This window comes from Chryseobacterium sediminis (genome assembly GCF_008386505.1).
GTDB classification, from domain to species: Bacteria; Bacteroidota; Bacteroidia; order Flavobacteriales; family Weeksellaceae; genus Chryseobacterium; species Chryseobacterium sediminis.
In genome coordinates this window covers 2,556,245-2,576,097 of the sequence record NZ_VUNZ01000001.1, presented here as the reverse complement: position 1 = coordinate 2,576,097, position 19,853 = coordinate 2,556,245, and the positions used below count along the sequence as shown (strand labels likewise).

Sequence of the window (19,853 nt, the reverse complement as noted above, 5' to 3'; positions counted from 1 at the left end):
AACTTTAATTATCTTTTTTTAAAAAATTAAATGCAACATTTTTATTGAACAATGGCAAACCCCTGATAAGAATACCATTTCTCTGTGCAAAAATAATATTTAAATGATTTATATAAAAGCTCTATCTTTGAAAACTTTAATTTTAACGAAAATAAACACCCGATGTTTACACCAGCAGAACTTTTAGATATCAATACATTACTTACTCAAGAGAGCAGAATAGTTATCCTTACCCATTATAATCCGGATGGAGATGCTATTGGTTCAAGTTTGGGATTGAAACATTATCTGAAAGCAAAAGGAATTCATGCTGAAGTTATTGTACCTAATGATTTTCCGAAATTTCTGAAATGGATGCCTGAGTCTAAAAAAGTTATTATTGCGGAATATAAAAGAAAGCTGGCATCTGACATGATTGCAGGAGCAGATGTTATTTTCTGTCTGGATTTTAATTCTCCCTCACGAATTGGATTATTAGGAGACTGGCTGGTTAAAGCTCAAGGAAAGAAAATTCTTATTGATCACCACCAGCAGCCGGAAAAATTTGATTTTGTTTATTCTGATACCGTTATTCCGGCCACTTCACAGATGATCTATCATTTCATTGAAGCAATGAATGATGAAAAACTGGTGAATCAGGATATGGCGGAATGTCTTTATACCGGAATTATGACTGATACAGGAGGTTTCCGTTTTCGTTCTACCAGCGCCACTACACACAGAATTATTGCCAACCTGATTGAGAATGGTGCAGATCCGGCGATGATCACCTCCAATACATGGGATACCAATACAGTTTCTCGTCTGCATTTGCTTGCTTTGGTTCTTGGAAGAATTGAAGTGGTGAATGACGGAACGGTTGCTGTCCTAAGTCTTACAAGAAACGAGTTGAAAGAATTTGGTTTCCAGAAAGGAGATACAGAAGGTTTTGTAAATTATGGTTTAAGTATTGGTGGTGTAAAAATGTCTGCATTCTTTATGGAAGACCTGTATGAAGATTTTGTTAAAATTTCATTCAGAAGTAAAGATGATGTCGATGTAAACCAATTCTCAAGAAAATATTTTAACGGTGGCGGGCACATTAATGCAGCCGGAGGAAAATCTTTAGACTCTTTATCCGGAACTATAGAAACCTTCAAAAATAAAGTAAAAGAAGAGGGTTTGTAGAAACCCAAAAAGTAAAGTCCAGATTTTGATAAACTCGTGGATCTTTACATTCACAAAACTTTACGAAATCCTTTCTCTTCAAGTTCCTGACAGGTATATTCATACACCTGCTGAAACATTTCATCCATATATCGTTTGTTGAAAAGGCTGTATTTCGTCATTTTAGGAGGATCCAAAAAAATATTACAGTATTTTGCCTTTGAATAGACCGATTTTGCAATGGCTAAGTGGAGGATTCTGTCAAATTCCTTCATCAGGCTCATTTTGTTTAATTCGTCATAGCTTATTGAGTTGACATGGGATGCGATCAGGAAGTTGCATTTATCCATAATAGGTTCAATGGGTAAGTTGTCCAAAACGCCACCATCTACATAGATTTTTTCCCCTATCCTTACCGGAGGCAGAATAAAAGGAACACTCGATGATGCCAATAACGGCCCAAAAAGCTCTCCTTCGGAAAAGAAATCCACAATACCATGAGTCATTTCTGTTGCAGCGACGTACATGGGAATTCCTAAAATACTAAAGTTGTCTTCAGGAAAATAATCTTTGAAAAGCTTTAAAATAAAATTAGAACTGAAAATTCCGTTTTTTGATAATTTTAAAGATGATCTGGAAAAAAAAGAAGTCTGTCTTACAATTTCCATCATCTCATCTGGTGTTTTTCCAAAAGAATAAAAAGCACCAATGATAGAACCTGCACTGGTTCCGGAGATAATGTGAGGCTTCAGATTATATTCTTCTAGAGCTTTCAATACGGCAATATGAGCAATTCCACGCATTCCTCCGCCTGAAAGTGTAAGCCCGATAACCGGTGGTGCCGGTGGTTTCTTTTTTTTGAATGAGAATAAAGCCATTACGAATATTATCCTCTACTAATATACAGGATTTTTTTATTAAAGCTGACTTTTATCCATGAGGAAACTAATGTTATAAAACAAGTTTTTTAGGAAGGTTGTGAAGAAGTTCCGTATTGATGATTTCGGCACAGATGCCGGGTTTCTCCCAATGCCCGTTATGCCCGCAGTCCAAAATGTAAGATTTGATATTTGTCCTGTCAGGAAGATGTTTGATCATCATATCTGTTTTTACAGCGTTATCGTGTTTGCCGGCTAATACTAAAATTTTGGACTCCAGATTTTCAAGGATATGTTTTTTGTCGGTTCTTTCTACCATCCCTTTTACACAGGCAAGAGCGCCCAGATTGTTGGTGGAAAGGGCTGTTTCAAGAGCTGTTTCAATTTTTCCTTCCAGGATGTCCCTTTCATTGGGGTTGAATAAATTGGGAATTCCAGCCCTTGCATAATGCGCAAACGCATCCTTAATGATTCTGTAGCTTTTGATACGCTGTTGTTTTTTCTCTTCATCATCCGGAAAATAAGTAGAGAAAAATAAAGTTAAACTTTTTAAAGAATTGGGGTATTTTTCTGCAAATGCAAGTGAAGTGTAGCCTCCCATAGAATGTCCCAAAAGGTGTACTTTTTCTAAATTTTGCTGATCTAAAACCTTTTTTACTTCCTCAGCCATCAGTTCCATGGTGTGAACTTCAGCTAAAATTTCTGACTGCCCATGACCGGGAAGGTCAATTTTAAGCAATGTAAAATCTTTGGAAAGATGATGCTCCATGTCACTCCAGATGGATAGGTTTTCCATAAATCCGTGAAGAAGTACCAATGTTTCTTTTCCGTTTCCTTTTCTTTCAAAGTTCAGCATGATTCCAAAATTTATAGAAGGTTAAAATAATGCAGCTGACTGCAGATCAATTTTCCTTTCAAAAGTAAACAAAAAAGAGCATTTTAAAAATGCCCTTTGTGTTTTATTGAATTAATTCCTTGTAAATCTTTGTTTCCCAAGGCTTGATATCGGTTACGCCATATCGTTCCTTTTTGGAAATCGCAAGGTTGTCCAGCATATCCACAAAATTCTTATAATTAGCGTCATCCGTTGGCTTCACAATTACGGTAAATTTTTCAGGTGCCGGTGCATTTTTATAAGCTTCTGCAATGATTTTTGAAATTTTTATTCCACTGAAATCGGTTTCTTTAAGATTAGCGGAATTCAGATCTGTAGCATTACTTTGATGATAAAATACGCGGTTGTCCTTTCCAAGGATAAATGTAATTTGGTTTTTGTCTCCAATTACAGGAATATCTACAGGATGAGGGTTTGGATCTTTTGCGGGTAATCCCAAATCCATTACGTTAGGTTTTGTAAAGTTAGTGGTGAACATAAAGAACGTGATGAGTAAGAATCCCAGATCTACCATAGGAGTCATATCTACCCGGATCATTTTTTTCTTTTGTTTGCTGCCTTGTTTCTCTTGTGCGATTACTTCTGCCATGATTAAAAATTTTTAAATGTTAAACGTTGTTTGTTGAAAAATTCTTACAAAACACATGCCTTGTTTAGTGAATAATCAATAGATTCATGAATCTATTGATTGTTTTTATAACAAATTAAACATTCATGTATCTTTAATTATTAAAACGGATAACTACGATGTTGTTGGTTGGCTGATTATTGAATTTTAATATACTCTTTGTCTGAAGGTCCACAAAAAAACTCACACTTTATTGTGTGAGTTTTAAATGATAGGTTTATCAATAATTTATCTGCTGACGGTTATTTTCTTTGACAAAATAATTTCTTCTTTGCTTTTTATCTGAATCATATAAATTCCTTCTGTGAAGTCTGAAGTATTGATCTTAATTTTTTCTTCATTATATTTTTGAGAGAAAAGTTTTCTTCCGGACATATCCACGATGCTGATAACAGTTTCTTTGGGAAGATGATCTACATAAAAGAAATCCTTCGAGGGGTTGGGGTAGAGGTTAGGCTTATTTACCTTTTCATTTTCTGAGATTCCCAGCTGTTCCGGACTTAGTTTCACTACCCAGGCATCAATTAGACCATGATGTCCTGTAATGTCTCCACTTGTTGATTGAGTATTTCCTGAAACAATATAACCATTATCATTGGTTAACTCAATAGAGCTAAAGTATTCGGTGTCTGGACCTCCCAGTGTTTTTTCCCATTTCAGGTTTCCGTTTGTATCCAGTTTTACAATCCAAAAGTCCAGATCGCCATGATTTCCGGTTACCTGGCCATTATTGGAAATTGTCCAGCCTCCGACAATATAGTCCCATTCAGGAGTTTGACGTATAGTTACTGCGTTGTCATGAAGGCTTCCTCCAAAATATTTATCCCATTGTATAACTCCGTTATTATTTAATTTTACAACCCAATAATCAGGAAGTCCGTTTTCAAGGTTTGAGGGGTCATAAGAAGTACCCACAGCGATATATCCGCCATCGAAAGTCTGTTGTGCAGAATATCCCATATTATCACCAATATTACCCAATGTTTTTTCCCATTGTATATTTCCGGAAAGGTCAAGCTTCACTACCCAGAAATCATTGTTTCCGTAGCTTACGGTAACATGACCATCTGTAGATACGGTGGTTCCGGCAATAATGTATCCTCCATCAGAAGTTTGCTGAACAGAACTTAGCTGATCGCTATCACTTCCGCCCAGTGATTTCTGCCATTGTATATTGCCGGTATTATTCAATTTTACAACCCAATAGTCTTGTCCCCCCTGACTTCCACTCACATCCCCATCGTTAGAGCTGGAGCTGCCTGCAACAATGTATCCTCCATCGGAGGTCTGCTGAATAGATTGAGCTTCATCAAGACCACTTCCTCCTAAAGATTTTTGCCATTGTATAGTTCCATTGGTATCCAATTTTATCACCCAGAAATCAAAATTTCCATGGTTTACTGTAGCATCTCCGTCAACGGATTTGGAAGATCCGGCAGCAATGTATCCTCCGTCTGTAGTTTGGCGGATATACTGAATCACATCATTATTGCTTCCTCCCAGTGCTTTTTGCCATTGTATATTTCCACTGGCATCCATTTTTACTATCCAGCCATCTCCCTCACCATGGTTTCCACTCACATTTCCATTGTTGGAAGAGGTAATTCCCGCCATAATATACCCTCCATCAGAAGTTTGTACTGTAGAATTGGCTGCTTCACTTTGAGTGCCTCCCAAAGCCTTCTGCCATTCTATGGATGGAGCAGTCTGAGCTGTGAATAATGAACAGGTAAGAAATAAAAAAGTAAATGTATGATATCTCATATGTATTTGAATTGGTGATAGTTATTCAAATATAATTAATTTTACACTACGTTTGGTGTTTTATTGTTTATTTAATTCATTATAATAAAAAACTCACACGGTAAAGTGTGAGTTTTTCAATGATATGTAAATGTTTTATTTACTCTTTTTATAGTAATTGACTCCGCATTCCAAGAACTTCTTGAAATCCTCTTTTGGCATATACCCTGAAACCGGAGTGTTGATTACTTTTCCGTCCGGAGTTATTAAAACATAGTGAGGCTGCGAGTTATTATTAAAGTTAACCTGTTGGAATAAGCTCCATCTGTCACCAATTGTTTTTACTTTTTTAATCTGTCCTTCACCAAGGTCAATTTTAGTTTTTTGATCCTCTGGAAGCTCTTCCTTATCATCCACATATAAAGATGCTAATACTACATCATTCTGAAGGATGGGTAAGATATCCGGTTCACTCCAAACAAATTCTTCCATTTTTCTACAGTTTTCACAACCGTATCCTGTGAAGTCAATCAGGATGGGTTTATCTTCTTTTTTGGCAAGTTCTATTGCTTTAAAGAAGTCGTGTTCCGGATGCATTCCTAGAATTCCGTCTTTTTCATCATGGAAATAGCTTACATTCAGTGGAGGTAAGATTCCGCTTAATAGTTGAAGTTTCGGACGGTCAGATGGTATTAATCCCTGGATTAAGTAGATTACAAAACCAATTCCCAATGCACCTAATATTTTTCTTGTAATAGATATTTTAGGTTTTTTATCATCATGCGGGAATCTGATGAATCCTAATAAATATAATGCTAATCCTAATGCAACGATAATCCATATTGCGATGAAAAGTTCTCTTTTTAAGAAGAATGTCTTAGAAACAAGATCTGCTTTAGATAAGAATTTCAAAGCTAAGGCCAATTCTACGAAACCTAAAACTACCTTTACCGTATTCATCCATCCTCCGGATTTCGGAAGGCTTTGCAGTGCCTGAGGGAATAATGCCAGCAATCCAAAAATAATTGCCCATGCAAGCCCGAATCCTGCCAATGCAAAGGTCAATAACATCGGAACATTGGTAGAACCTGTTACTGCACTTCCAAGTAAACTCCCTAAAATAGGTCCTGTACAAGAGAAAGAAACAATAACCAGTGTTAATGCCATGAAGAAAATACCGATAAGCCCTCCTGCTTCTTCCGCTTTAGAAGATTTATTGGCAATAGAACTTGGTAAGGTAATATCATAATACCCGAAGAAACTTCCGGCAAAGAAGATAAATATGATGAAGAAGGCAATATTCAGCCATACACTGGTAGAAATCTCGTTGAAGATATTTCCTGCAATTCCGTCAATAATGTGGAAAGGAATACTCAATAAAACGAAGATAAGAAGAATGAAAAACCCATAAATAAGGGCATCTCTTTTTCCTTTTGCCTTGTTCTTGCTACCTTTTGTAAAGAATGAAACGGTTAATGGAATCATTGGGAAAACGCAAGGAGTAAGCAAAGCGATTAACCCTCCGATGAACCCAAGGAATAAATACGTCCAGTAATTTTCATCCACTTTAGTAGAAGCTGTACCACAATCCGTCAATGGCTTTTTGAAATCTATTGTTGCAATTTTTAATTGCTTAGGATCCAGTTTTGAGGTTTCTGTCACTGTAGCCTCTGTTTTTGCAGGGTTTTCAGTAACTGTTTCAGTTATTTTTACTGAATCTTTTACAGGACCAGCCGTTTCCTCAGTTGTAGCCTCTTCCGTTGCTCCCTTTGGAGTAACTTTTTGGTTGAATTCTAATGTATTGGGAGCCAGACAAACTCTGTCGTCACAGGTCTGGTATGTAATCTCAGAAGTAACATCCGCAGGTTTGGCAGGGTCTTTTAATTTAAATTTCTGCTTAAACCCGGCTGAATTGGAGTAAAAAACAATTGTTCCCCCAAAAGCTTCAGAAAATTCTTCATGTTTTTTACCTACTTCGGTAAACTTGCCGATTAGCTCGATATTCTTTCCTGTAACTTTATATTCAGTGGGAATTCCGGTGTCTTCCGGTAAATCCTTTGAGTAAATGTGCCATCCGCTTTCCATGGTAGCATTCAATACCGCTTCGTACTGATTATTTCCAAGATCGTTGATAGTGAATTTAAACTTTACGGGATTTTTTATCTGCGCATTAATCCCTGTCGCTAAAAATAATAGAATTAATAAAAACCAATTTCTAAATTTCATTGTTCATTTCATTAAAAATTTTGAGACTCCATTTTGTCTTCTCATTCGTTACATATCTTCTGTCCTGCCTGAAAGGGATGATCCCAAGTACAGAATCATTACTGTCAGTCAGTATCCAGATTTTTTGCCTCGCTAAAATAGATAATTTTTCGTCCCTAAAAAACTTAGAAACTTTCTTTTTCCCGGAAAAACCGGTTGGATACAACTCATCGCCCTCTTTTTGTTTTCTCAAACGTAGCGGGAAATGAAGTTTGTCTGCATCAAAATCCCATTCAAACGCTTTATTGATTCCATCAATGCTTTCAATGTAATCTACGAGATTGATGCTGATCTGGTTTTTGGAAAAATCAAAATGATCAATCAGGATTATTTCCTCTTCAATTTCCTTTTCGTTTCTTTTATCAATAAAAATCAGCTCATCACGGTTGACAATCAACTGATATTCTTTTGAAAAAAATGAACTGTTATTTTCGGCTTTAAAAATTTTAGGGATTTCTTCCTCCTGGTTGAATCCGTATTTTTTTAAAATTTCAAATTTTACGAAATCGCTTTCCTGATCCAGCTTTTCCTTTGATAAGATTTTATTGTTTTGGTTAAATACCGTAAGACTATTTTCTATTTCCTGAATCTGTTTTCGGACAAAATCTTTAGTTTGATTCAGATACAAAGAGCTTTTTTTGAAGTTTTCCAGAAAATGATCGTTGGTTTCCATCAGTGCCGGAACAATCTCATTTCTAATCTTATTCCTCAGATAATCATTTTTTTTATTAGACAAATCTTCCCGGAATTCAATCGTATTCTCCTCAGCAAACTGATAAATTTCTTTTTTTGAAAAATGTAAAAGAGGTCTGAGAATATAATTGTCATTCGATGGAATTCCACTGAGTCCATTGATGCCGGAAGCTTTGGAAAGGTTGATGATGAATGTTTCCAGTTGGTCATTCAGATGATGAGCGGTAACAAGAAATTCCAGTTTTTCTTTTTCCTGAATTTCTTTAAAAAAAGTATATCGAAGTTCCCTTGCCCAGAGCTGAATAGAATTATCAGGTTTTCTATCCTTTTCTGAAACTTCATACAAATGAAATTTTATATGATTTTTCTCACAAAAATTCTGAACCGTGTTTTGATCCAGATCAGAATCATTACCACGGAGTTTATAATTGATATGAGCAACCTGAAACTGAAATTTTGAACCTTTGATTTCGTTCCCTAAATCCCTGAATAAAGAGGCAAGAACCATAGAGTCTGCACCTCCGCTTACTGCCAGAAGATACGTATGGTTTTCCGGTTCGTGAACAAGGTTTTTTAATTGACTGATAAAGCTTGATTTTTCCAACATATATGTTGAGAATTTCTTTTATGCAAAGATAACCGATATAATTCAATTGAATTTTCCTAACTTTGAGTAGTCTAAAAAAGATTATTTATGAAGATTTTAAAAATTGTAGCAGTTTCTGCAATGGCGCTGGGAATGACATCTTGTGTCAGCAAGAAGCAGTATGATGCTTTAAGCACAAACTATAAGCAGTGTATTGAAAATATCGGAGAAAGACAGAGAGAAATTCAGGATTTGAAATCTCAGAACTCTGCATTGGCCGGCGAAAACAACTTACTGAAAAGCCAACATGATGCTTTAAAATCATCACTTGATGCATGTCTTTCCAACACCGGGAAAAGCTCTGCAAATATTGATAAACTGGTAGGAGAAATCAATGCTTCCAATTCTTATATCAAGCAATTGATCTCTAACAACGCTAAGAATGACAGCTTGAACCTGGCATTGTCTAACAAACTGAAAAGATCTTTAGATAATGTATCTGATCAGGATGTACAGGTGAAGGTATTGAAAGGAGTGGTAATGATCTCTCTTTCAGACAATATGTTATATAAAACAGGAGATTACAACATTCTGCCTGCTGCTCAGGAAGTGTTAGGCAAAGTAGCTAAAGTAATCAATGATTATGATAAATATTCAGTATTGATTGAAGGTAATACGGATAATGCTCCGTTGAATTCTCCTAATCTTCCAAGAGACAACTGGGATCTTTCTGCATTAAGAGGTACTTCCGTGGCTAAAGTTCTTCAGACTCAGTTTGGAGTAGATCCTGCAAGAATTACAGCTGGTGGTCGTTCTGAATACAACCCTAAAGCGACAAACATGAGCGTTTCGGGCAGAGGAGAAAACAGAAGAACGGAAATCATCATTATGCCTAAGCTAGATGAGTTCATGAAACTGATGGATATCGCTCCTAAGAAATAATCACTCAACCCTACATAAAAATAAATCCCGAAGCAATTCGGGATTTGTTTTTTTATGAGTTAATCTGTTTCGGAATATAATGAGCTGATATTTCTTTCTTTGAAGAAAGAACTGGTTTTTTAGCGGTTTGCTCAAAATAAAAATTGGTTATATTCCATACAATCATAATGGCTGAAAAATAGTATAAATTAAGAACGAGTGCAATTCCTATATGCATAGAAACAGTGAGGAAAAGCCATGTTTTTTGTGTTGGTTTATACCAGATGAAAAACGGGTAGCACATCTCGATGATAATCGTACTCCATCCCATGAAACTTAAGAGATAAGAATGTTCTATAAGCCAGCTGAAATCAATATTCAGATCTCTGTTGGAATAGGGCAGATGAATGGCTTTCCAGATAGATTCACCATTCCACCAGTTGAAACCTAATGCTTTATCCAGTCCGGAAAAGAAATAAGCAATAGAAATATGAATCTGAAATAATCTTTTGACCGGAGTGAAATTAATATCTTCAGGTTTTCTACGGAAAATGAAATTTCTCAACGAAAAATGTTGATCAGAAGGAAAAAGTATCAGATAAAATAAAGACATACTTGTGAAAAAGTCTGCACCATACGCAAAGAAAGAGCTTCCTTTGAGTAACGCAATCTGCAGTAGTAATAGCAAAAAGGCAGAAATTCTGGAATAAAATCCGGTAATGATCAAAATACACAATGTGATAAATGATATTTTAGTCATCACAATTGTTGTACTTTCTTCAATACCGAAGCCCTGTAAAAAGGTGACAATTTTTGAGAAAGTAATCAACCAGTCAGGCGTGAAAACACTCATAATATCCTGTGGAATGATACTGTTGCTTGAAAATAATTTATCAAAATCCGGTATCACTGCAAGAAATTGTAAGAGGATAACAGTTCCTATAGCAACGCGGAAGAAGCTTAAGAATTCCGTTTGACTGTCCTTTTTGAAAAAGAAGTTTTCAATTTTGGTATAAAGTACATTCAGCTTTTTCATCACTTTAATGTTTGAATTCATCAATAAGAATAAGATTTTCATTCGTTTTTCCCTGTCTGAAATCTGCAATAGAAGGGTAGTCGTACAGATAAAGTTTTGTTGTAACACTTGATGCTTTAGGATTTTCTTTCATCACGTGTGCTGCAATTTGTCTGATAATAATGTCCAGATACTGATAATATTTTTTGTCGTATGTATTTTTGTCGGAAATCTTATCCAGAAACATATTAAAGACAGTAGTGTATCTCACTCTGCTCTCCTTGCTTTTGAAATAAGGCATGGTCTTTTGTTCCAGAATATTTCCATTCTTGTCTTTCAGTTCAAAGCTCATCACAAAATCACTGGCAACATTCGGTGCATAAAAGCCATATCCTGTATCAAATCCGGTATAAGCCGTAAACATATTGACAGGTTTTGATTGAGCAATATTCTCTGATATTACATATGCCAAAGGCTTATCATAGTTTTTGTTTTCATAATAAAAACCGTAGTAGCCATCAAATGTTCCCTTCATACCAATTGTGAATACAATCAATAGAATAATGAAAATTCCGGATAACTGAAGCTTTTTTTTCATGACAAAAGTTTTAAGAAAAGGCTGTCTTCAGAACAAAAACAGCCTTTAACTGTTATTTGTAGTTAACCAATACATTATTAAGTTTTACATTGATTCTTGGATCAATAGCTGTATTGACTTTGTAAGATTTTATGATCACATTCGTAAGATTTTTTCTTCCCATAGTTGGCGGACAGATCGTATATTCTTCAGCACCTCTTACGGTAAGTTTACCTAAAGAAGCAATATCTTTCTGACTCAGCAGGGCAGCATTGGTTGCAACCTGATTGTTTTGAATAGCATAATAATCTGTTCCAAGTTCTTTGGCTCCGTATTTTTTCAGGATGCCGTCTACTTTAGCTCTTAAATCACCATATTTTTTCCAGTCGATATTAGCTTTCATTAAACATCCCCGGATAATATACTGTCTGTTGATTTTGTAAATAATAAAATTGGTACCCAAACTATTCTGATGGAGTTTTTGCAGTTTCAATAAACTCTTCATGTCTTCATCAGAAATTTTTTTCACATCTTTAAGGATGTAGTTGTTGTCTACAATGTAATTGCCTTTTTCTTTATAAAAAGACATTTCCTGAGGCTTTAGCTGGGAAAATATCATAACAAGTCCCACTATTGCTCCAATTAAAAATAAAGTCTTTGTTTTCATGTGGTTGTTTTAAAATATCCCTACTCTGTTTTAGGATTTTCGGGGGCCTCCTCGGTGTGAGTGTTTCATGGTTGAGAAACTTAGATCAAATGTAGAATTATGTAGGTGCTTAAGAATAAGTGTTTATCCTGTTTTTTTGAGAGGACTTTACCCTGTTAATACTGAAATGTAAAGAATGTAAAGATTGGAACCCCGAAATAACGGGCTGTCTGAGGGTAATTCAGATTGTTTTGTTGATGCTTGGAATAAAGATTTTTCGGATGAACTCAGAAAAGTTCTTTTGAATTAAAATTGGAAAAAATTTGTTCCCGGAATGGGATTAGACTGTTGATCCGATAGAATAGCTGATGAGCTTAAAAAAGAAATAGTATGGGCTTTAAAGCAAAAATAAATCCCGAAGGTGGCCGGGATTTATTTTTTAATCAAATTAATTCTTCCTTTTTCAGGAGCGAAATAATTCGTAGCAAAAATGAAGTGGATATTTCTTTCTTAGTTTTTGCTGCAGAAGAATCAGTTCTGCTTTTCAGCATAACTTTTTTGTGATTCTCATGGTTAGTTTGTGTCTCTCCTGCAATCATCTTGTTTCTCTTAGTGTTTTTACCCCTTATTCTTATTGCAAACTTATAACGAATACCACAAAAATACCATCCGTATTTTCACGGTATTTTATATGGGGTTTTTCCCGGTATAATGTAAATTTTTAATTTCCAATCAATTATATGCGTTGTAATTCTTTGGTTAACAAAAGAATGTGTATATTTAAATCCCTTTAAAAGGAAATAAATAGAGAGGTGTCCGAAAATCTTAAAGAGTAGGAAATTAATACTAAACAAAATAATTATGAAAAATTCAAAAAAACTTTCAAGAGCAGAAATGAAAACTGTACAAGGTGCTATTAGAGGGTGTAATCCACAGATATTTTGTACTAGCCCACAAACAAAATGTTGCCCAGGATGGGTTTGTGCTGGTATAAGACAATATTGTATAGCAGTATAATGATTTTTCACATAAAATTTAGATCTGGCTAAGAAAAAGAGAGGGATTAATTTCTCTCTTTTTTTGTATCTTCTTGTTGAATTTAAAAACTAGCTTTAAAATCCTTAAATTTGTTTTAAATTAAAATGGTATGAGTTTTTTTGAAGAAAAGAATCCTGAAATGGACAGATATTTGGAAGCACACGCTTCTTCGGAATCCGAAATTCTGAAAAAACTGAGAAGAGAGACTTACCAGAAAACAACACAGCCTCACATGATTTCCGGATACCAGCAGGGAAGGTTACTTACTATTATTTCCCAAATGCTGCAGCCGAAAAGTATTTTGGAAATAGGAACATTCACAGGATATGCTACACTATGCCTTGCATCAGGATTAGCGAAAGACGGGAAAATTACTACGCTGGATGTAAACGAAGATCTTGCTTATCTGCCGAAAAAGTATTTTGAGTCAAGTGAATATGCCAGTCAGATAGATTTTAAACTTCAGGATGCCAAAGAATTTTTAAAAGAAACAGAAGAGTTTTTTGATCTGATTTTTGTGGATGCTGACAAGGAAAATTATGCGGAATATTTTAGATTGATCAAACCACACACTAAATCCGGAACCGTAATCCTGTTTGATAATGTTTTATGGTATGGAAAAGTGCTGGAAGAAAACCCAAAGCTAAAATCTACCCAGTCTATCCAGGAGTTAAATGATTTGGCAGCAAAAGATGAAGATTTTGAAAATCTTATTTTACCTTTGCGTGATGGAGTGAACTTTCTTCGCAGAAAGTAATTAAAATATCCAAAGATGAGAGCATTTAAAGAGGATGCAGATTGTATTTTGTCTATCTTTAAATTATTCAATCTTTAAATTGAGAGTTAATGAATAAAGGAATTTGTATTGTTACAGTAGCGCCGGTTCGTGCAGAAAATTCTGACAGAGCTGAAATTGTTACGGAAATATTGTTTGGAGAAAGTGCAGATATTTTGGAAGTAGATAAAAACTGGACCAAAATAAAAATGCACTACGACGGCTATGAAGGATGGATGGATACCAAACAGCTGAAACCGGTAACAGATGAAGAGCTTGCAGGCAGAAAAGTGACTGTTGTTACTGAAGATTTTTCTTCCGTGTTAATGAATGATGGAAAGACCTTACTTTCTATGGGGTCAGAAGTGGAGTTTCCGGTGGTTGCTTCAAGGAGAAGTCATGATGTACGTGAAAGTATTGCCCTGACGGCAAAAGAATTCCTTAATGTACCTTACCTTTGGGGAGGTAAAAGTTTTTTTGCTGTAGACTGTTCAGGATTTACTCAATTGGTATATAAAATTCACAATATAAAAATTCCGAGAGATGCTTCTCAACAGGCTGAGGTAGGAGAACCGCTTACTTTCATAGAAGAAACACAGCCGGGAGATCTTGCTTTCTTTGAAAATGCAGAAGGAAAAATTATTCATGTAGGCATTATGCTGGATAATCAAAAAATCATTCATGCTTCCGGAAAAGTAAGAATTGACACATTGGATTCTACAGGGATTTTCAATAAAGAAATGAACAAACATACTCACAAACTGAGAGTACTGAAAAGTGTAATTTAATCCAAATTAATCACATCTGAAATGGAAAATATTCTTTTTACAATTTTTGATATTTTTAATTTTGGATGGGTCGCTTTTCTGTGGTGGTTTACCCTGAAAAACTATAGCGCATTACCAGAGAGAATTCCTGTACATTTTGATATGGAAGGAAAGGCTGATGGATTTGGAGGGAAAATATATGCATTTCTGATGCCTGTATTAGCTCTTGGACTATATGCCCTGTTCGTCTATGGATTAAGACATCCTGAAGACACTAATTTTCCTGTGGAAATTACAGATCAGAATATGAATGCTCAGTTTTTAATTATGAAAATAGGGTTAAGAATTCTTTTTGTAGTGCTGGCAGTCATTTTTACAAATATTCAGGACTATATGTTCAGATATGCTGTAGATGATAAAGCTAAGCCTAGAATTTCATTTGCCACTATATTTTTATCCGTTGTGTTATTTACTCCTGCACTACTTTTTATTTCTCATCTATTTAAATGATACATTCTAAAGATAATTCAGAACATTATACCTGGGGAAACCACTGTGACAGCTGGATTCTGAAAAATACAAAAAGCTTATCCGTAAAGCAGGAAAAGATGCCTGCAGGAACTTCAGAAAAACTACACTTTCACAAAGTGGCTGAGCAATTTTTTTATATTCTGAAAGGAGAAGCTGTATTCTATATCAATGAAGAAAAATTTTCGGTTAAGCAAGGAGAGTCTATTTCCATTGCACCAGGATCAAAACATTTTATCTCCAATGAATCTGTCGAAGAAATTGAGTTTTTAGTCATATCCAATCCACCTGCGGATCAGGATAGAATTGAAATAAAAGAATAATTAAAATGGCTTTTCTATACAATATATTTATCGGTCTCCTTACTTTTGGGATGAAGGTTTTTGCATTGATTAATGACAAAACTAAAAAAGGCGTTGAAGGAAGAAAGCAGTCTTTAGATAAAGTAAAATCGGTATTTACAAAAACAGATAAAGTCATCTGGATGCATGCTGCCAGTTTGGGAGAATATGAGCAGGGACTGCCCGTTTTGGAAAAGCTTAAAGAGAATTTTCCCCAACATAAAGTTTTAGTAACTTTTTTTTCTCCATCAGGATATGAAAATGTCGTTAAGAAAAAACACATTGCAGACGTTATTTGTTACTTGCCGTTCGATAAAAAAAGTACTGTAAAGGAATTTATATCACAGTTTAATACTGAACTATTTTTTACGGTTAAATATGATTATTGGTATAATCTGCTTGCTGAACTGAAAAATAAAGGGACAAAGATCTATGTTATTTCCGCCCTGTTTTATGAAAGACAATCCTTCTTTACTTCCTACGGGAAATGGTTTGTAAAGCAGCTGAAGAAAGATGTAGATTGGTTTTTTCATCAGACTCAGTTTTCCTTAGCCCTGGCCAAAAGTGTTGGATTGATAAAGTCTTCTGTAACGGGAGATACAAGATTTGACAGAGTAAAACAACTTCGTGACCGGAACAATCATGTAGACTTTATTGCAGACTTCAAAGGAGATCATAAAGCAGTAGTTTTTGGGAGTTCATGGCAGGCTGAAGAAAAAATAGCAGAAGTAGTTTCCCGCAAAAATAATAGGGTGAAACTCATTATCGCCCCGCACGAGCTGAAAAGAGTAGAGCATTTGAAAAATATGTTTCCGGATGCGTTACTATACAGCGAAATCCAAAACCCTCAACAACCAATCAACAACGCTCAAATTCTGATTATAGACAGCATTGGTTTACTTTCAAAACTATATTCTTATGCAGATGCAGCTGTTGTAGGAGGTGGTTTTCATGATGCAGGACTTCATAATATTCTGGAAGCGGCAACCTTTGGCGTTCCCGTAATTTTTGGAAATCATTACAAAAAGAATCCGGAAGCTGACGATCTGAATGCTGCAAATGGCGGAAAATCATTTCCAGACGAATATACAGCCGCAGAATTTGTTTTATTCCTTATGAATGAAGACAATCAGGAAGAGCTTACAGAAATGTCTCAAAATGCAGCGAAATTTGTAAATGGAAAACCTGATTCTTCCAAAATGATTCTGCAGAAAATTTTATCGTAAATATCCCTGGCTTTTCATTTCCTTCATGATCTGATCTATGTTTTCCGGAATTCTGTCGCATTCCAGCCAGCTGATGTCAAGACCATTATTAACACAGAGTTTTTGAAGATAGTGGTTCTCCAATATTTTCTCTTGAGTGTCACGCAAATATTCATCAATTTCCATCCAGTAATCCTCGTCCAGCTTTTTAATAAGAGTCAAAGATTTGAATACTTTGTTAATAATGTAAATATAAAGTTTGTAAACATTATCAAACCTTTGTCTGCTGAGGTCACTGTTGTTTTCCAGGATTTTATTAACGAGAAGAAGATTCAGTGAAACTTCCCCGAATTTATCTGTGGTAATTTTAATGTGTTCAGTGATTTCTGCGCTTATCTTTCTAATGATAGTCAGGAAATAGGGTACATTTCCGGTATATTTTGAGGCTAGAAGAACTTTTTCTGCAACAATTTCTTCCATTGCATTTCTCTTATCATCGGTAGTTTCCGGATCAATAAGCTCGAAATAAAGCTTTTTAGACAATAATTTATCCTTTCTCAGAAGTCTGAAAATAAGTTTGTCTTTCTCGGTACCGGAAAAAGCGCTCAGAGCGGCTTTGAACTCTTTTGAATACTCCATTAATTGAAAATTTTAGAATATTTCAGGAATCCGTTCAGCGCCCAGTTGGCCGTATAGTACAATGATTTTAATGTTGAAAATCCCATGAAATCTTTATAGACAAGATATTGATCTTTGATGATATTTTTTTTCTTTCTGGAAACACTGTTTTCGCGCATTCTGTATTTTGCCAGTGTTTTTTGTACAGGATAACCTTTAGGAATTACTTTCAACAAATTCAGCCACATGACGTGATCTTCACGTTTGCTTTTTACCGGAAAGAAAAATTTTCCGACTCTTTTGGTATCGTAAATGGTGGAAACGGGTGCTAGTCTGCAGGTTTTAAGTAAATTAGAAAAAGTAACAATTTTATCAGCTTCAAAATCTTTTAAAATCGGTTCCATTGTGTGTTCATCACATCTTGAATAGTTGCAGTACGCCAGTTCTGCGTTATTTTGCTGAAGAAAAGTAATCATCGTTTCCAGGTATTCGGGATACCACAGATCATCGGAATCGAGAAACGCAATATATCTTCCATTAGCTCTTTCCAGACTATTATTTCTGGCATTTCCTGCTCCGCCGTTTTTTTCCAGTACCTGCAGTTTTATTCTGGGATCATTGTATTTTCTGATGATCTCAACGGTATTATCCTTGGAAAGGTCGTCAGTAATCAGCCATTCCCAGTTTTCGTAGGTTTGGTTAAGAACAGACTGTATGGTTTCCTCGATAAATTCTGCAGAATTATAACTGGGAGTGATAATGGAGACAAGATCTTTCATTTATGCTTTTTGAGACTGTAAAATTATAAAAATCTTTTTTCATAAAAATGCCAGGAGCTTACCCCTACAGCAATGACCACCAACATGCATACCAGAGCCATTACAAACGGATTATAATCTTCAAATAATCCTAAAGTCTGGAAAGTTCTGATAATTGGGAAGTGGAAAATGTAGATTCCATATGTGAAATCACCATATTTTCCGAAATTATTTAAGAATTTGAATGAATAGGCAATGTACATTACGATAACACCAATCATCATTGGGGAAAAAAGCTGAATTTTTAAGTATAAATCAATCCAAACCGTAGCGAGAGCGATGATGAAAAATATATTTTTATGTCTGATGAATTTATCAAAATTAAAGTAAATCAGCATTCCTGGGATAAAATAGGATAATGTTCCTGGAAGCTGTTTGGCAAGTGAAATTTTATTTAATGATTCAAAATAATTAAGATAAATAAGTGACAGAAAGTATAAAATAATCAAACTTATATTTCTGTATTTATTCTTCTTTCCGAACAGTAAAAACAGTAAGGGGACAGCGAAATAATAACACATTTCTATTTTCAGTGTCCAGAGAGCGCCATTTACTGCCTGATTCCCAAAAACTCCAGGAAGCCATGGGGCTTTGAAATTTAAAAATAATGAATTCCAGAAAAGATATTTGTAAACCTGTGTATTGCTAAAATATTCGGTGAAAGAATAGGTACTTACCAAACTTAATAAAATTGCACATAAAAAAATAACCAATAAGTAAGCGGGAACAATTCTTTTGATTCTCTTTTTTAAATAACTTTTCAGGCTTGAAGACCTTTCATAACTCCTTGCGATAAGAAATCCACTGACTGCAAAGAAGCCGAAAACAGCAATTTCTATAGGACTGTGTTCAAAAATTTTAAGATCAGGAGAATTACTGAGAGTGCCTAGATGTCCGAGGAAGACAATAAAGGCAAGGAGAACGCGTATAAAATCAAAATTGTTTTTCGTAATATCCTGCATTTGTATTTTCTTTCTTGCAAAAATAACTTTTTTAATAAAATGAATGAACCCATGTATCCAATATTTGTTAAATAAAGGGAAAATGAGGTCTGAGTGTTTTAAAATATATATAAATAAAGGTCGATGAAATAATTTTTCATAAAAAATAGTAATATAAATCAAAAAAATTATAATTTTAGCGCTTGAAAAAATTGATCTATGAAGAAATTAGCATTACTATTTGCAGGTTTGTCTTTGTTTGCCGCTACAGGATGTAGTGATAACAATGATACAGTTCTGGAAGCTCCTCTGGTTGGGACATGGCAACCGCTAAAAGAAGTAGTTACCACTGTAGAGACTGGTGAAGACCCGGTTTCTAACACGATTACTTATACTGACTGTCAGAAGCAGACCAGATGGTTTTTCAGCGCTGACTCCAAAGGAGGTAAGACGAACTGGGGAGATACCGCTACACCTGGGCAGTGTGCTATTCTTTCTGATATAAAATTCAATTACACTTATAATAAGGAAGGGAAAGACGTTCAAATGAAAATTCAGGGGATTGTAGAGCCGCAAAATGCAAAAGTTATTACTTTGGATGATACAACGCTCAATCTTGCTGTAAGAGAGGAGACTCAGGATCCTACGATATTCCAGACAAGAACATATACCTTCAAAAGAGTTACTCAATAATAGTATATACTTCAGGATATAAAACAGATCTCATCTCCGGATGAGATTTTTTTGTTGGGACAGAATTGCAATTCATCATAAATTAAATTTTCATTTACTTTAAAATCATTATTTTTGTGAATCTTGTTAAAAAGAA

The 19,853-nt window shown here is 35.1% G+C and carries 22 protein-coding genes; 10 read left to right on the top strand and 12 right to left on the bottom strand.

The window, feature by feature from the left end:
* Positions 1-162 precede the first annotated feature (162 nt).
* The gene (locus FW780_RS11685; protein ID WP_149833722.1) at positions 163-1,167 is read left to right on the top strand and encodes a DHH family phosphoesterase; all 1,005 of its coding nucleotides are present in this window, start codon (positions 163-165) and stop codon (positions 1,165-1,167) included.
* Between the two features lie 50 nt (positions 1,168-1,217).
* Here FW780_RS11685 and FW780_RS11680 read toward each other — a convergent pair whose 3' ends face one another.
* The 6 genes from FW780_RS11680 to tilS all read right to left on the bottom strand — a co-directional run bounded on the left by FW780_RS11680 (position 1,218) and on the right by tilS (position 8,855).
* Positions 1,218-2,024 carry a patatin-like phospholipase family protein gene (locus tag FW780_RS11680; protein WP_149833721.1) on the bottom strand — a complete coding sequence of 269 codons (807 nt, stop codon included), beginning with the start codon at positions 2,022-2,024 and terminating at the stop codon, positions 1,218-1,220.
* Positions 2,025-2,097: 73 nt separating this feature from the next.
* Positions 2,098-2,880 carry an alpha/beta fold hydrolase gene (locus FW780_RS11675; protein ID WP_149833720.1) on the bottom strand — a complete coding sequence of 261 codons (783 nt, stop codon included), beginning with the start codon at positions 2,878-2,880 and terminating at the stop codon, positions 2,098-2,100.
* A gap of 103 nt (positions 2,881-2,983) precedes the next feature.
* Entirely contained in the window at positions 2,984-3,508 is a 525-nt protein-coding gene (locus FW780_RS11670) for a biopolymer transporter ExbD (RefSeq protein WP_149833719.1), read from the bottom strand.
* 267 nt (positions 3,509-3,775) lie between these two features.
* On the bottom strand, positions 3,776-5,311 hold the full coding sequence (locus FW780_RS11665; RefSeq protein ID WP_149833718.1) for a T9SS type A sorting domain-containing protein: 1,536 nt from the start codon (positions 5,309-5,311) through the stop codon (positions 3,776-3,778).
* Positions 5,312-5,446: 135 nt separating this feature from the next.
* On the bottom strand, positions 5,447-7,516 hold the full coding sequence (locus FW780_RS11660) for a protein-disulfide reductase DsbD family protein (protein ID WP_149833717.1): 2,070 nt from the start codon (positions 7,514-7,516) through the stop codon (positions 5,447-5,449).
* Complete coding sequence (gene tilS / locus FW780_RS11655) at positions 7,506-8,855, bottom strand: tRNA lysidine(34) synthetase TilS (protein WP_149833716.1); 1,350 nt, start codon at positions 8,853-8,855, stop codon at positions 7,506-7,508. Before tilS ends, FW780_RS11660 begins: the two co-directional genes overlap by 11 nt.
* Before the next feature lie 87 nt (positions 8,856-8,942).
* On the opposite strand from tilS, the gene FW780_RS11650 reads away from it, so the two are divergent.
* A complete protein-coding gene (locus FW780_RS11650; RefSeq protein WP_149833715.1) occupies positions 8,943-9,776 on the top strand; it encodes an OmpA family protein in 834 nt (277 codons plus the stop codon).
* Positions 9,777-9,828: 52 nt separating this feature from the next.
* Here FW780_RS11650 and FW780_RS11645 read toward each other — a convergent pair whose 3' ends face one another.
* Genes FW780_RS11645 through FW780_RS11635 form a run of 3 tightly spaced genes read right to left on the bottom strand, consistent with a single transcriptional unit; the run spans position 9,829 to position 12,014 of the window.
* Complete coding sequence (locus FW780_RS11645; RefSeq protein ID WP_241676892.1) at positions 9,829-10,812, bottom strand: HTTM domain-containing protein; 984 nt, start codon at positions 10,810-10,812, stop codon at positions 9,829-9,831.
* Positions 10,796-11,368 carry a hypothetical protein gene (locus tag FW780_RS11640; protein ID WP_149833714.1) on the bottom strand — a complete coding sequence of 191 codons (573 nt, stop codon included), beginning with the start codon at positions 11,366-11,368 and terminating at the stop codon, positions 10,796-10,798. The genes FW780_RS11645 and FW780_RS11640 overlap by 17 nt, the downstream gene beginning before the upstream one ends.
* Before the next feature lie 52 nt (positions 11,369-11,420).
* Positions 11,421-12,014 carry a hypothetical protein gene (locus FW780_RS11635; protein WP_149833713.1) on the bottom strand — a complete coding sequence of 198 codons (594 nt, stop codon included), beginning with the start codon at positions 12,012-12,014 and terminating at the stop codon, positions 11,421-11,423.
* 369 nt (positions 12,015-12,383) lie between these two features.
* On the opposite strand from FW780_RS11635, the gene FW780_RS22410 reads away from it, so the two are divergent.
* From FW780_RS22410 to FW780_RS11610, 7 genes are all read left to right on the top strand, one after another.
* On the top strand, positions 12,384-12,557 hold the full coding sequence (locus tag FW780_RS22410; protein WP_167510679.1) for a hypothetical protein: 174 nt from the start codon (positions 12,384-12,386) through the stop codon (positions 12,555-12,557).
* A gap of 297 nt (positions 12,558-12,854) precedes the next feature.
* Complete coding sequence (locus FW780_RS22780) at positions 12,855-13,010, top strand: CCPGW family putative bacteriocin (RefSeq protein ID WP_407643675.1); 156 nt, start codon at positions 12,855-12,857, stop codon at positions 13,008-13,010.
* Between the two features lie 130 nt (positions 13,011-13,140).
* Positions 13,141-13,788, top strand: a complete 648-nt coding sequence (locus tag FW780_RS11630) for an O-methyltransferase (protein WP_149833712.1) — start codon at positions 13,141-13,143, stop codon at positions 13,786-13,788.
* 89 nt (positions 13,789-13,877) lie between these two features.
* Positions 13,878-14,594, top strand: coding sequence for a C40 family peptidase (locus FW780_RS11625; protein WP_149833711.1), 717 nt, complete (start codon positions 13,878-13,880; stop codon positions 14,592-14,594).
* Positions 14,595-14,615: 21 nt separating this feature from the next.
* Positions 14,616-15,083 carry a DUF1648 domain-containing protein gene (locus FW780_RS11620; protein WP_149833710.1) on the top strand — a complete coding sequence of 156 codons (468 nt, stop codon included), beginning with the start codon at positions 14,616-14,618 and terminating at the stop codon, positions 15,081-15,083.
* Positions 15,080-15,424 (top strand): cupin domain-containing protein, encoded by a 345-nt coding sequence (locus FW780_RS11615; protein ID WP_149833709.1) that lies wholly within the window; start codon positions 15,080-15,082, stop codon positions 15,422-15,424. The genes FW780_RS11620 and FW780_RS11615 overlap by 4 nt, the downstream gene beginning before the upstream one ends.
* A 5-nt stretch (positions 15,425-15,429) precedes the next feature.
* Entirely contained in the window at positions 15,430-16,668 is a 1,239-nt protein-coding gene (locus FW780_RS11610) for a 3-deoxy-D-manno-octulosonic acid transferase (RefSeq protein WP_149833708.1), read from the top strand.
* On the opposite strand, the gene FW780_RS11605 is transcribed toward FW780_RS11610, so the two are convergent.
* Genes FW780_RS11605 through FW780_RS11595 form a run of 3 tightly spaced genes read right to left on the bottom strand, consistent with a single transcriptional unit; the run spans position 16,660 to position 19,045 of the window.
* Entirely contained in the window at positions 16,660-17,286 is a 627-nt protein-coding gene (locus FW780_RS11605; RefSeq protein WP_149833707.1) for a deoxyuridine 5'-triphosphate nucleotidohydrolase, read from the bottom strand. The two genes, FW780_RS11610 and FW780_RS11605, sit on opposite strands and share 9 nt — an antisense overlap.
* On the bottom strand, positions 17,286-18,044 hold the full coding sequence (locus FW780_RS11600) for a glycosyltransferase family 2 protein (RefSeq protein ID WP_149833706.1): 759 nt from the start codon (positions 18,042-18,044) through the stop codon (positions 17,286-17,288). Before FW780_RS11600 ends, FW780_RS11605 begins: the two co-directional genes overlap by 1 nt.
* Before the next feature lie 23 nt (positions 18,045-18,067).
* Positions 18,068-19,045 carry an acyltransferase family protein gene (locus tag FW780_RS11595; RefSeq protein ID WP_149833705.1) on the bottom strand — a complete coding sequence of 326 codons (978 nt, stop codon included), beginning with the start codon at positions 19,043-19,045 and terminating at the stop codon, positions 18,068-18,070.
* 198 nt (positions 19,046-19,243) lie between these two features.
* Between FW780_RS11595 and FW780_RS11590 the strand changes: the two genes are divergently transcribed.
* Complete coding sequence (locus tag FW780_RS11590) at positions 19,244-19,717, top strand: lipocalin-like domain-containing protein (RefSeq protein ID WP_149833704.1); 474 nt, start codon at positions 19,244-19,246, stop codon at positions 19,715-19,717.
* The last annotated feature ends 136 nt before the right edge of the window (positions 19,718-19,853 follow it).

What these genes read in the sequence shown, in the direction of transcription:
- FW780_RS11605 (WP_149833707.1), bottom strand. Translation starts at nt 17,286, where the DNA reads ATGGAGTATTCAAAAGAGTTCAAAGCCGCTCTGAGCGCTTTTTCCGGT.
- FW780_RS11615 (WP_149833709.1), top strand. Translation starts at nt 15,080, where the DNA reads ATGATACATTCTAAAGATAATTCAGAACATTATACCTGGGGAAACCAC.
- FW780_RS11640 (WP_149833714.1), bottom strand. Translation starts at nt 11,368, where the DNA reads ATGAAAAAAAAGCTTCAGTTATCCGGAATTTTCATTATTCTATTGATT.
- FW780_RS11645 (WP_241676892.1), bottom strand. Translation starts at nt 10,812, where the DNA reads ATGAATTCAAACATTAAAGTGATGAAAAAGCTGAATGTACTTTATACC.
- FW780_RS11630 (WP_149833712.1), top strand. Translation starts at nt 13,141, where the DNA reads ATGAGTTTTTTTGAAGAAAAGAATCCTGAAATGGACAGATATTTGGAA.
- FW780_RS22410 (WP_167510679.1), top strand. Translation starts at nt 12,384, where the DNA reads ATGGGCTTTAAAGCAAAAATAAATCCCGAAGGTGGCCGGGATTTATTT.
- FW780_RS11635 (WP_149833713.1), bottom strand. Translation starts at nt 12,014, where the DNA reads ATGAAAACAAAGACTTTATTTTTAATTGGAGCAATAGTGGGACTTGTT.
- FW780_RS11675 (WP_149833720.1), bottom strand. Translation starts at nt 2,880, where the DNA reads ATGCTGAACTTTGAAAGAAAAGGAAACGGAAAAGAAACATTGGTACTT.
- FW780_RS11680 (WP_149833721.1), bottom strand. Translation starts at nt 2,024, where the DNA reads ATGGCTTTATTCTCATTCAAAAAAAAGAAACCACCGGCACCACCGGTT.
- FW780_RS11685 (WP_149833722.1), top strand. Translation starts at nt 163, where the DNA reads ATGTTTACACCAGCAGAACTTTTAGATATCAATACATTACTTACTCAA.
- FW780_RS11595 (WP_149833705.1), bottom strand. Translation starts at nt 19,045, where the DNA reads ATGCAGGATATTACGAAAAACAATTTTGATTTTATACGCGTTCTCCTT.
- FW780_RS11650 (WP_149833715.1), top strand. Translation starts at nt 8,943, where the DNA reads ATGAAGATTTTAAAAATTGTAGCAGTTTCTGCAATGGCGCTGGGAATG.
- tilS (WP_149833716.1), bottom strand. Translation starts at nt 8,855, where the DNA reads ATGTTGGAAAAATCAAGCTTTATCAGTCAATTAAAAAACCTTGTTCAC.
- FW780_RS22780 (WP_407643675.1), top strand. Translation starts at nt 12,855, where the DNA reads ATGAAAAATTCAAAAAAACTTTCAAGAGCAGAAATGAAAACTGTACAA.
- FW780_RS11670 (WP_149833719.1), bottom strand. Translation starts at nt 3,508, where the DNA reads ATGGCAGAAGTAATCGCACAAGAGAAACAAGGCAGCAAACAAAAGAAA.
- FW780_RS11665 (WP_149833718.1), bottom strand. Translation starts at nt 5,311, where the DNA reads ATGAGATATCATACATTTACTTTTTTATTTCTTACCTGTTCATTATTC.
- FW780_RS11610 (WP_149833708.1), top strand. Translation starts at nt 15,430, where the DNA reads ATGGCTTTTCTATACAATATATTTATCGGTCTCCTTACTTTTGGGATG.
- FW780_RS11600 (WP_149833706.1), bottom strand. Translation starts at nt 18,044, where the DNA reads ATGAAAGATCTTGTCTCCATTATCACTCCCAGTTATAATTCTGCAGAA.
- FW780_RS11620 (WP_149833710.1), top strand. Translation starts at nt 14,616, where the DNA reads ATGGAAAATATTCTTTTTACAATTTTTGATATTTTTAATTTTGGATGG.
- FW780_RS11590 (WP_149833704.1), top strand. Translation starts at nt 19,244, where the DNA reads ATGAAGAAATTAGCATTACTATTTGCAGGTTTGTCTTTGTTTGCCGCT.
- FW780_RS11660 (WP_149833717.1), bottom strand. Translation starts at nt 7,516, where the DNA reads ATGAAATTTAGAAATTGGTTTTTATTAATTCTATTATTTTTAGCGACA.
- FW780_RS11625 (WP_149833711.1), top strand. Translation starts at nt 13,878, where the DNA reads ATGAATAAAGGAATTTGTATTGTTACAGTAGCGCCGGTTCGTGCAGAA.